10 protein-coding genes are annotated in these 11,844 nt (G+C 42.4%); 8 read left to right on the top strand and 2 right to left on the bottom strand.

Annotation, left to right across the window (positions count from 1 at the left end):
• Nucleotides 1-37 precede the first annotated feature (37 nt).
• Together NSQ91_RS19930 and NSQ91_RS19925 are read right to left on the bottom strand one after the other, a co-directional pair.
• Nucleotides 38-1,648 carry a response regulator transcription factor gene (locus NSQ91_RS19930; protein WP_076182774.1) on the bottom strand — a complete coding sequence of 537 codons (1,611 nt, stop codon included), beginning with the start codon at nucleotides 1,646-1,648 and terminating at the stop codon, nucleotides 38-40.
• A 4-nt stretch (nucleotides 1,649-1,652) separates the two neighbouring features.
• Nucleotides 1,653-3,464, bottom strand: a complete 1,812-nt coding sequence (locus NSQ91_RS19925; protein WP_076304575.1) for a sensor histidine kinase — start codon at nucleotides 3,462-3,464, stop codon at nucleotides 1,653-1,655.
• 144 nt (nucleotides 3,465-3,608) lie between these two features.
• On the opposite strand from NSQ91_RS19925, the gene NSQ91_RS19920 reads away from it, so the two are divergent.
• The 8 genes from NSQ91_RS19920 (at nucleotide 3,609) to NSQ91_RS19885 (ending at nucleotide 11,840) form a co-directional block, all read left to right on the top strand.
• The gene (locus NSQ91_RS19920) at nucleotides 3,609-4,565 is read left to right on the top strand and encodes an ABC transporter permease (RefSeq protein ID WP_036688682.1); all 957 of its coding nucleotides are present in this window, start codon (nucleotides 3,609-3,611) and stop codon (nucleotides 4,563-4,565) included.
• A gap of 15 nt (nucleotides 4,566-4,580) precedes the next feature.
• Nucleotides 4,581-5,453, top strand: coding sequence for a carbohydrate ABC transporter permease (locus NSQ91_RS19915; protein ID WP_036688680.1), 873 nt, complete (start codon nucleotides 4,581-4,583; stop codon nucleotides 5,451-5,453).
• 318 nt (nucleotides 5,454-5,771) lie between these two features.
• On the top strand, nucleotides 5,772-6,419 hold the full coding sequence (locus tag NSQ91_RS19910) for a FusB/FusC family EF-G-binding protein (RefSeq protein ID WP_076179940.1): 648 nt from the start codon (nucleotides 5,772-5,774) through the stop codon (nucleotides 6,417-6,419).
• Nucleotides 6,420-6,669: 250 nt separating this feature from the next.
• On the top strand, nucleotides 6,670-8,022 hold the full coding sequence (locus NSQ91_RS19905; protein ID WP_076127152.1) for a sodium-dependent transporter: 1,353 nt from the start codon (nucleotides 6,670-6,672) through the stop codon (nucleotides 8,020-8,022).
• Nucleotides 8,023-8,282: 260 nt separating this feature from the next.
• Nucleotides 8,283-8,954: a GntR family transcriptional regulator gene (locus NSQ91_RS19900; RefSeq protein ID WP_052097124.1), complete on the top strand. Its 672-nt coding sequence runs from the start codon at nucleotides 8,283-8,285 to the stop codon at nucleotides 8,952-8,954.
• A gap of 20 nt (nucleotides 8,955-8,974) precedes the next feature.
• Nucleotides 8,975-10,135: an amidohydrolase gene (locus NSQ91_RS19895; protein ID WP_076304576.1), complete on the top strand. Its 1,161-nt coding sequence runs from the start codon at nucleotides 8,975-8,977 to the stop codon at nucleotides 10,133-10,135.
• 27 nt (nucleotides 10,136-10,162) lie between these two features.
• Nucleotides 10,163-11,206, top strand: coding sequence for a methionine ABC transporter ATP-binding protein (locus NSQ91_RS19890; protein ID WP_036688670.1), 1,044 nt, complete (start codon nucleotides 10,163-10,165; stop codon nucleotides 11,204-11,206).
• Entirely contained in the window at nucleotides 11,181-11,840 is a 660-nt protein-coding gene (locus tag NSQ91_RS19885) for a methionine ABC transporter permease (protein ID WP_036688669.1), read from the top strand. Before NSQ91_RS19890 ends, NSQ91_RS19885 begins: the two co-directional genes overlap by 26 nt.
• Nucleotides 11,841-11,844 lie beyond the last annotated feature (4 nt).

Below are 11,844 nucleotides of genomic sequence, written 5' to 3'. Positions count from 1 at the left end.
TATATGAGATTTTTAGTTTCGATAGGACTCTATCATGCTATTTATTATTGTCTCGATATTCCTGCGGCGTTACTCCGAACTGTCGTTTGAACACTTTTATAAAATAAGCAGGGTCCATATAGCCAATCTCCATGCTGATTTCATAGACTTTTTTAGAGGTAGTCTTCAGCTTATGGCAGGCGCGATCCATGCGCAGGCGCGAGATATAATCGCTTATTCCTTCACCCGTTTCAATCTTATAAATTTTTGATAAATGAGTCGGATGGAGGTTTACATGGTCAGCCAGAACCCGTAATGAAACATCTAAATGCAGGTTTTTGTCTGTGAAATCTTGAATCTTTTTCACATATTCAGACCTGATGTCTTTAATTTCGTTAGACGTTCCCTCTTTCAATTTGCTCAGAATGCTCAGGGACCATTTTCTAAGTTTACCGATGGTCGAGAACGCTTCACCGCTTTGCAACCAACCGAGATCGTCTCCCGCTAAGTTAGCTAGAGTATGCCCATTTCGGTGTGCGAGATTCGTGAAGGATGCAGTGATTAAAAAACCGGCCTCCATGCAATGCTCCCACGATTCAGACCATTTCTCATCCAGCTCCGCGCAGACAGCGAGTAGTTTCTCTTGCGCAGCATCCCAATGCCCACTTTCAAGCAGGTGTATTAGTGTCGGCGGGGTGTAAAGGGCATCCAAAGGTCCTTGGGTAGTGGAAGGTTCAAATTCGCTGACCCGCATTACGAATTCGCGCTCGTCTCCCACGATCTGCCGGAAATAAGCTGTAGCCTGACGGAAACGGCTCGACACCTTCTCGGGAAACTGGAACCACTCGGTGATTACTATGGACAGGGAACCTTTCAGAAATTGCTTAACCTTATACTGAAGCTGTAAAGAAAGCTTTTCTAGGATGGTTTCTTTGCCGATGTCGGATCCTTTCTCTTTAAGCTGAAGCAGAAACACAAGATATCCATGTTCCTCTTTAACGCCCCAGACCTGCATAAACTCACCCATAATCTCTTCAGCCATATTGATGATGGCATATTCAATTAAGGTTTGATCATTATTGTTATAATGGCTAAATTCTTCTTCCATGCGTACAAGCATCAAAGCGCAATCGCCAGAATGGAAGGGCAAATCATAAGTTACGAGCTTCCGTTCCCATTCGCCAGCTTGAAATTGATGACCTTGCAAGGCATCAAGCAGCAGTTGACCACGTAAAAGCGGCAGATTCTCACGAAGGGTAAACTGGGTTCTTTTAAGCGAACTGATAAGTTCCCATTCTGTGTTCAATTGCTCGATGGCAGTTTTGACTGCACCGATAATTTCATCATCGGTAGGTGGCTTAAGCAAGTAATCGACGGCATTATGCTGAAGTGCTTTTTTGGCGTAATCGAACTCCGAATGGCCTGATAAAATAATACATTTAATCTTTTTATCACGTTTTCTTATCCGCTCTATTAATTCAATTCCCGTCATTTCGGGCATTTGGATATCCGAGATCACAATATCAATAGGGTTGGTATCGATAATTTGTAGCGCTTCACGTGCCGAATACGCTTTATGCACCTGTTCAATGCCTAGCGTATGCCAGGGTTTAGTCATGGCAAGATTATCTACCCAGTGTGCTTCATCGTCTACTATAATCATTTGCATGTTGTTATTCTCCTTGATGATTCTTAAATTTAGAATATTCATCCTCCGTAGGGATTTCCCAGATAATCTCTGTTCGGAAACCTCCAAGAGGGGATGGTTTAAAGGTTAGACAGGATTGATTACCGAACAGGTGCATGATCCGCTGATTCGTATTCCAGAGCCCGCAGCCCATTTCTTCCTGCAATGGCTCCTGCATTTTACGATTCAAAGCTTCCAGCTGCTCCGGATTCAAGCCAGGTCCGTCGTCATCAATGTAGATCTTGCAGAAGCCGTTCGAAATCTCACCAGTAATGCTGATCTCACCCGAAGAATACGATTTTGCCACTCCGTGAATGACTGAATTCTCCACAATAGGTTGTAGCATTAGACGTGGCACAGACTGGCTTAACATGTTCTCAGGGATTTCGATATGATAATCAATTCTGGCATTGCGCAGCTTTTGAATATCCAAATAGTTGACGAGCAGCTTGATTTCTTCATCCAGTGACGCGGTTTCCCGTTCCATTCGGGTAGTATAACGGTAGTAAGCACTTAAATTATAAGCCATGGAGACGACAGCGTCCTCATCCTTCATTTGGGCCATATTGATAATATAACCAAGGCAGTTATAGAGAAAATGCGGATTGATTTGCGCCTGCAGTTGCTTAAGTGTAGCTTCGCGGGCACGGATTTTCTCATTGAACACATTCTCTATCAGGTCTTGAATTTGATGGGACATATCATTAAAGCGATGGAATAGAAACGAAAACTCGTTCCGGCCCTCGTTATGAAGACGTACAGAATAATCTCCACGCTGCACGCGCCGTAAGCCTTTAATTAGCTTTTTGATAGGATATTGAACATTTCTGTATAGTAATATGGAAGCGGAAATTCCCATAACAAACAGCAAAATCATCGAGATATAGAACAAATCCTGACTGAGCGAAATGGGTTTTAGGATTTGATATAGAGGGACAACATCTATTAAATTCCAATCCAAATAGGAGGACTTCACAGAGCTGACCAGGTAGTTCTTGCCACTGAGTTTGACTACATCCTGGGTAGTATTCTCAGGTGAGTGTTTATCCAGGTAACGAATGAGTTCTTCAGATAGCTGCTTGTCCGCACTGCGATTCAGAATTGGCGAGTTCCCTTTATGATAGAGAAAAGGATCACCTTGTCCACCTTCCTTGTACGTATCCAGCATGTTCTGAATATTCTCATAACTGAAGCTGGCCTCAATCACCAAGTTGCTTCCCGTCAACATCCCCGGCTGAGCTAAGGAATCTGTATAGAACCAGTAGAAGGATTTTAACTCATCTTTAGATTCCAAGCTGTGATCGCCATACGTCCATTTTCCACTCATATTTCTTTTTAAGTAATCCTCATCATACCCAAATGCTCGATTGTAGTTGGAGATGACATCTTTATTTTGCTGTGAATGTACGGCATATCTGGCAGGCCAAATATCTGCAACCCCAGATTGAAGCACCATCTTTTCCTGAATGACATACCGGGTCTGCATCTGATCATATCGATCAGCCCAAATGTTTAATCCGTTGAAGGCTCTGACATTGGGATCTCTAGAAAGGATAAGGGTGAAGTCCATCATCTGATTAATACGCGAATCAATTTGACTGGACAGAAAAGTGAGCTGCTTCGTATTGGACACCTGCAGCTCTTTGCTTACAACATCGTATGTGACGTTATTTGAAAAGGTATACATGATAATGATGGGGATGAACAAGAGTATGATCAGGCAGTTTATTTTGGCAAACAAACTAAACCGGGATTGTGTTAATTCTCTCAGGGATGTAAAGCGCTTCCAAATATTCATAAATGTACCCTCCAGATGATGTCCTAATAAAACCATATCAAGCCTAACAATGTTATATAGTCAAACCTGAGAAACGCCTGATACTATTTATAGCAGAGATCCCCATCACACACAAAATATTTTTTTTGGGAACAGGAGAGAGCTATGGAGGCTAATTCAATACAGCAGGTAGGCCTGGAAAATAAACCAAGTATAAAAAGAAAAAGAAAAAAAGGCTATAAACAACCATGGGTGCTCCACTTCATGGTATTACCGGCGGCAATTATGGTTTTTATTTTTTCTTATATCCCCATGTCAGGAATACTCATGGCATTTCAGGATTATAAGCCTGCATTAGGATTTTTTGATTCCGAATGGGTCGGACTTAAACATTTTAGGTACATGTGGGAGAACGATTATTTCCTGCAAATTACCTGGAACACACTGTTTTTTGCTTGCTCCAAAATTGTTTTGAACCTGATTATTCCTTTTATATTCGCCTTGTTGCTTAATGAGGTAAGGAATATGGGCCTTAAAAGATCGATTCAAACACTCGTCTATCTACCGCATTTCTTGTCATGGGTTACCCTTTCCGGAATTCTGATCGATATCCTAGCTCAAACAGGGATTGTGAATCAGTTTATTTCGTCCGTTTTCGGCATAAAACCGATATTTTTTCTAGGGGACGGCAACTGGTTCCGATTTACCATCATAGCCAGTGATGTTTGGAAAGAATTTGGTTTCAACACGATCATTTTCCTAGCTGCGCTATCCGGCATTAATCCATCACTTTATGAAGCTGCTGAAGTGGATGGGGCAGGTCGCTGGAAGCAAACGATGTATATTACCATACCAGCACTTATTCCAATTGCTATTGTAATTGCGACCTTGGCACTGGGCAATGTATTGAACGCCAACTTTGACCAGGTATTTAACCTATATAGTCCTTTGATCTATCAACAAGGGGATATCATTGATACCTTTGTGTATAGAGAAGGTCTTCTCAGCGGACAATTCAGCTTTGCGACCGCAGTTAATCTTTTTAAATCAGCAATTAGTTTAATTCTAATCGTTATTTCATACCGACTTGCCTATAGATTTGCAGGGTACAGAATTTTCTAGAAAGGATGACAACAAATGTACCATAAAACCCTTCCATATCGAATATTTAGCATATTCAATAATGTGCTCCTAACTATCCTTTCGGTGCTCTGCTTGCTGCCATTGTATCACTTACTCATGGTATCTCTTAGTGCGTCCGCCCCAGCCAATGCTGGGTTGGTCACCTTTTGGCCAATTGGCTTCACTTTGGAGGCCTATGCAAAAACTTTTAACAACACTAATTTTCTTACATCCCTGTGGGTGTCGGTAGAGCGGACAATACTAGGAACAGCACTTGCACTGGTAGTAAATACGGTTGCAGCCTATGCTCTTTCTAAGGAAACTAGAGTTTTCCGGGCGCGTAATATCTATCTTTGGTATTTTGTCGTAACCATGCTGTTCAGTGGGGGTCTGATTCCGGGATATATCCTGATTCTAAAGCTCGGGCTGATGAATTCTTTGATGGCACTTATCTTACCTGGATTGGTAGCCGTGTTTAACATCATTTTGCTGCTGAACTTCTTCCGTGGTGTACCTAAGGACCTTGAGGAAGCAGCCTTTATTGATGGAGCAGGACATTTTAAGACCTTTTTGAAAATATATTTACCAGTCTCCTTACCAGTCATTGCAACAGTTTCCCTATTCATGATGGTGGGCCATTGGAACTCTTACTTTGACGGTATAATCTATATCAGAGATTCGGATAAGCTGCCACTGGCGACGTTTATGCAGACCATTATCGTTCAGGCAGATATGTCCAAGCTTGATCCGTCAGCTGTAGCTAACTTGTCTCAACGGACCATACGGGCTTCACAGATTTTCATAAGTGCGCTACCGATATTGTTAGTTTATCCATTCCTGCAACGTTATTTTGTGACAGGGATCGTAGTCGGCGCTGTAAAAGAATAGTCAAAAAAGAGGGAGTTACTGGACTAGTCCATGTAGCTCCCTTTTTTTTGTAGGTATGGCATGCAAATAAGCAACCCGAGATGAATTGCGCCTTCTAAAATACGGTGCTATACTTTTGGCATGAAATATGCTCGGAGGTGGTACAGTGCTAATGTTGAAATGCCCATTAGCTAGAAGTTCCTCACGCAAAGCCTAATATAGGGCGATACTTTGCGTGAGGTGCGATGGATGGATATATCGCCCAACTTAATTTTATCGTTTCTATAAATGGGCTTTGCACCTTATGAACTTTTAATATAAATAAGGGGCTGAAAAGCGATGTGTACACCATTTATTAGAAACCATCAATATAACTTAATTAAGAAACAAACGAAATTTGTTCTGCATACCCTGCGAACCGTTGCGGATCGTAGAGTCTTGGAGACTGTAAGATATAGTGCTGCTACGAACATTATTGAGGCATTTCCTTCTCTTACGGAGAATCACAAGCAGATGCTGGAACAAATATCGACCTTCGAAACTGCAGAAGATTTCCAGAGATATCTTAGTGAATTAGAACCATACCTAGAGTCATATCCGACGATTACGCTGAAGCAGATTCAGAAGCTATTCCCTAAGAATAAGAAACTGAAAGTACCTGATCTACAACTCATCGACTATCGCAACATAACGTATTTGAGTTGGATAGATATTGCCAGTAATAAATTATTCATTATCTATCCGTACGAAGGACAGTTCATTGGTATTGAGGGTAGAATCACACCAACGCACAAAAAAGGGTACTGCATGTTCTGCAATCGGCATCAAGAGCTTGCATTCTTTTATGTTAAGACCAAGAATGTGAACGTTTCGCCGGATAATATTTCTGCTGTGGGTCAATACGTATGTCTGGATAATCTGGAATGTAATCGGAGCATAACCGATACAGCTAAGCTTGAGAGGTTCATTCTCTCTGTCCGCAAATAATGTTTAGAAAAGGCTCCCTTAGTGGGAGTCTTTTTCGTTGAAAATATTGTCAGGATATAGACAATTCGTTTCATTGAAGCAATGGGGCACGACATTAGTGGATATAATGAGATTCAAGGGCCGAATGAATAATATAAGCGTTTACAAACAGAAAATTCGAGTGGTTATAAAAATAGTCAGAAAATTTCCATATGACGTGCTTTGTTACTTAAGCTATAATGAGGTCTAAAAAAGAAAACGGGGCGTTATAATGAATCAAATGAAGGGTAACAAAAATCTTCTCTCGGAGAAGGAGGAACGCTTCTCTTCCGCGGGCTTTATTTTTGCCGCCATCGGCAGCTCGGTTGGGCTAGGGAATATGTGGAAGTTTCCTTATATTACAGGAGAAAATGGGGGGGCAGCTTTTTTCCTGCTTTTCATCGTCTGTTTAGTGCTGATAGGGTTACCGGTGCTGTTGGCAGAACTGGCTATCGGACGCAGCGGGCGTGGTAGCGCGGCGACCTCTTTTATGCGGGCTGGAGGCGGGAAAAGTTGGTTTGCAGCTGGAATGTTGCAGGTACTTGCGCCGTTTCTAATTCTCTCTTTTTATATTATTGTTGCTGGCTGGACGCTGAACTATTCGATGATTGCTTTTAATGGACAACTATTCAGCACTACTGATTATGCAGGCGAATTCAATTCGTTTGTCTCCGGATATATGCCAATCGTTTGGCAGGGGATAGCCATTCTGATTACGGCGGGTGTAGTCATCCTTGGCGTATCAGGCGGGATTGAGAAATTTAACAAAGTATTAATTCCTGGTATGGTCGTACTCCTTGTAGTGTTAATGATTCGCGCAGTAACCTTACCGGGTGCATCCGCAGGGGTATCTTTTTTCCTAAAACCGGACTTTTCAGTGTTGACAGCGGAATCTGCGCTAGTTGCATTGGGACATGCCTTCTTTTCATTATCGCTCGGGATGGGGATTCTCCTGACTTACGGATCTTATGTTGATAAAAAACAATCGCTGGGTACCGCTGCAATCGCAATCGGTGCAGGAGATTTGTTATACGCGTTTATCGCAGGCTTGATTATTTTTCCGACGACGTTCTCATTTGGTATTGCTCCTGATCAGGGGCCTTCGCTGATTTTTATCGCTTTGCCAGCCGCTTTCTCGGCTATGCCTTTTGGTGCGCTTTTCGGCGGTTTGTTCTTTATCTTGCTGGCGATTGCTGCTCTAACCTCAGCTGTATCGCTGCTTGAAGTGCCTGTATCCTTCACAATGGAGCGCTGGAATTGGAGCCGGAAACGTTCGGTTTGGATTTTGACGCTGATCTGTTTCCTTCTTAGTATTCCTTTAGCGATGTCACTGGGGATGTTCCCGGAGCTAACGATTGGTGGCAAATCTCTATTTGATGGGCTGGATTTTATCACCTCTAACATTATGCTGCCGCTTGGAGGTCTGCTGATTACCATCTTCGCCGGTTATTTCTGGAAAGGTGCAGCGGAAGCCGCTGGACTACAGGCGCGCTGGTTCCGTGTTTGGCTGTTTATGCTCCGTTATGTGGCGCCGATCCTAGTGTTCCTAGTGCTGCTCCATACCTCGGGGATTATTTCCTTCTAATTCTGAAATTTATTTATCCAAAAATAGCTCTACAACCCCTGAGGGTTGTAGGGTTTTTTTGTGTTGAAAAGAGGGGATTAAATTGATTTTTAATTCCTACTTGACTAGGTGGAATAATTGGAATATAGTATAAAAAAGCTTGAACGGTATGGAAGGGAATGTAACTACCAATCCATTCTTAACTAATAATTGTATACAATTATACAAATATATTATTGGGATTCGGACCCCACAGATTATCGATGAGGAGCAGTATAGAAATGGCGATACGATCACGAAGGTTATCAAAGGATAATACCTACTACGAATTAAAACAAAAAATTATTGATAGCGAGTTCGAACCGAATCAACCTGTAAATGAAGAAAATTTGGCGGCCTTGCTCGGGGTCAGCCGCACACCTCTTAGAGAGGCGATACAGAGACTGGAGAACGAGGATTTTCTGGTTCGACAGCCAAATGGAAGACTGCGGGTAGCTTCAGTAACCCTTAAAGAGGTTGAAGAAATATTTCTTATTCGCAGCATGCTTGAAGGCTATATTGCAAGAAGTGCAGCTAAGCATGCCACAGAGAAAGATATTGTGAATTTAACGACGATGATTACAAAAATGAAACACTCGTTCCAGCTTGGTGATAATCAGAATTTTGTTACATATGGATTTGAGTTCCATGATTATTTATCAGAAATCAGCGAACTAAAAACCTTCGAGAAGGTTCTGAATCAATTAAGAGATCATTCGCTTCGTTATTGTCGATTCGTCTCTATGCATGGGGATTGGAACACACAAGCGGATGAAGAACATGATCTTATTTTACAAATGATCGCTGCTAAAAATGAAGATGGTGCTGAAAAAGCCATGCAAGATCATATTTTAAGCAGTCTATCGACTGCGCTTGATCGCATCAAAGGGATTGAAGAAAAGCTGGAAGCATAACGAAAGGGGAGACATCACCTATGAAACCACTAAATGAGGTTGAGCAATCTTTAGCTAATCAATTAATAGAGGTTCGCAGAAACCTGCATCGTGAGCCTGAATTAGCGTATGAAGAGTTTAAAACCACAACAAAATTACGGGAATGGCTGACCCAAGCCAATATTCACATCCTTGACTTGCCTTTACAAACCGGACTCATCGCAGAGATCGGGCAGGGTCACGGACCCATAGTGGCCATTCGTTGTGATATTGATGCACTTCCCATAGAGGAACAAACTGAATTGTCCTTTGCCTCAGAGATCCCAGGAAAGATGCATGCCTGTGGTCACGATTTTCACACGGCTACTATTTTAGGTGCTGCATTATTATTAAAGGCTCGTGAAAATGAACTACCTGGAAAGGTTAGAGTATTGTTTCAACCCGCGGAAGAAACAGGGCATGGGGCGGAAAGCGTCTTAGCCTCGGAAGGACTCCAGGATGTGGCGGCTATATTTGGTCTCCATAATTCACCTGACTTGCCTACTGGAGCTTTTGGAACAAGAACAGGAGCTTTAACAGCCGGTGTTGACCGGTTTGAAATTACAATAAAAGGTGTCGGCGCTCATGCTGCTTATCCTGAAAAAGGTGTGGATACGATTGTAACTGCAGCTCAGATCATTACCGCACTACAAACCATCGTAAGTCGCCAAAACAGCACCACGGAACCAGTAGTGTTAAGTGTTACCCGAATTAATGGAGGCTTCACATGGAATGTATTGCCGGTAAAAGTCGAATTAGAAGGTACAGTAAGAACTTACAATGAAGAGATTCGCCGCAATATTCCAATACAAATGACTCGTCTTATCGAAGGGATTGCTGCGGGAGCTGGGGCAGAGGCCCAGTTACACTGGTATCCAGGTCCACCCGCAACGATAAATCATGGGGAATGGGCGGACTTTACCAAAGAGATCGCCTCAGATTTTGGCTATGAAGTACATGATATTCCTCCACAGATGGGTGGAGAAGATTTCTCTTTTTATTTACAACAGATACCGGGTGCTTTTGTGAATATAGGATCAGGTCCAGCCTATCCCTTACATCACCCTCGTTTCGATGTTGATGAAGCTGCGATATTGCCAGCTGCTAAGTACTTCGCTTTATTGGCAGAACAAGCGCTGGTGAAGCTGCAAGAGGAAGCTTAATCCTAAAGATGATTGAGGGGAATGGAAATGATTGAATTAAAGAATGTTTACAAATCGTTCACTCGGAAAGGGACCACTATTGATGCTCTTAAAGGAATCGATTTAAAGGTCGAAAAAGGCGATATATTCGGGGTTATCGGCTATAGCGGTGCTGGGAAAAGTACATTAATTCGTTTAGTCAATTATTTGGAAAGACCCACCAAAGGACAAGTTATGGTCGCTGGACGTGATTTGGGAACATACAACGATAAAGAGTTGCGTACCGCTAAGAAAAATATCGGAATGATTTTTCAACATTTTAATCTATTAGAATCTAAAAAAGTATTTGATAATGTGGCGATCCCTCTAGTTCTCCTAAAAAAGAATAAAAATGAAATCCGCCAGCGGGTAATGGAGCTGCTAGAGTTTGTTGGATTAAGTGACAAAGCGGGGAGTTACCCGAGTGAGCTATCAGGTGGTCAGAAGCAACGTGTCGGGATTGCCAGAGCGCTTGCCTCGAATCCGTCTATCCTTTTATGTGACGAAGCGACCTCTGCCTTAGATCCACAGACCACACATTCTATCTTACAGCTATTAAAAAAAATCAATGCTGAATACAACATTACCGTGATGATCATTACACATGAAATGTCCGTGATTCAAGAAATTTGTAACAAGGTAGCGGTCATGGAAGAAGGCCGGATTATTGAGCAAGGAAGTGTTCTAGATGTATTCGGAAGTCCAAAACATCTGACCACGCAAAATTTCGTGAAGACGGTTATTCAAAATAGCATGACCTCTAGCGTGCGGAAATCTATCAAAACAGAACCCGGAAGTCAGCTGTACAAGCTTAATTTTGTGGGAGCAAGTGCCTCTGAGCCTATCCTGTTTGAAATGATTCGCTCCTGCGATATAAAGGTCAATATTTTATTTGCGAATACGACGGAGATTCAAGAAACAACACTGGGAACAGTGATCATTCAATTCGATGGTGAGGCAGCAGAGATTAACAATGCATTATCTTTCTTAACAAGAAATGGAGTCGGTGTAGAGGAGGTAGAATCTAATGTTTTCGACCACAGTAACAGGTGATCAATTTCTGCAGGCGATTATAGAAACAATTCAAATGGTAGGGTTCTCCTTGTTTGTTGGTTCCCTGATTGGGATCCCATTTGGGATATTGCTTGTCATCACTCGTCCGGGTGGGGTTTTGGAGAACAAAGCGCTTTACGCCGTACTAAATCCAATTATCAACATCATTCGCTCATTGCCTTTTATTATTTTACTGGTTGCGATTGTGCCTTTCACACGATTGATTGTTCATACTTCAATTGGGACAAGCGCAGCGATCGTACCCTTGATTATCTATATCGCACCTTATATAGGACGGTTGGTAGAGAACTCACTGCTTGAAGTGAATCCGGGAATCCTTGAAGCCGCTGAGGCGATGGGAGCCACTCCTTTTCAAGTCATTTGGTACTTTTTATTGCCAGAGGCGGTTGGATCCTTAATCCTGTCTCTTACTACAGCGACGATTGGTCTGATAGGTGCAACTGCAATGGCTGGAACGGTAGGGGGAGGCGGCGTGGGAGACTTGGCGATTGTATATGGATACCAACGCTTTGACACTGTTGTCGTAGTAGCCACCGTGATTATCCTGATTATTTTAGTGCAAGGTATTCAATCTTTAGGCAACACGCTAGCAAGAAAAATTCGCCGTTACTAGTTAC

This window comes from Paenibacillus sp. FSL R7-0048, from assembly GCF_038004505.1.
Lineage (GTDB): Bacteria > Bacillota > Bacilli > Paenibacillales > Paenibacillaceae > Paenibacillus_AQ > Paenibacillus_AQ odorifer.
The sequence above is the reverse complement of the archived record's forward strand: the minus strand, read 5'-3'. Positions and strand labels throughout refer to the sequence as shown.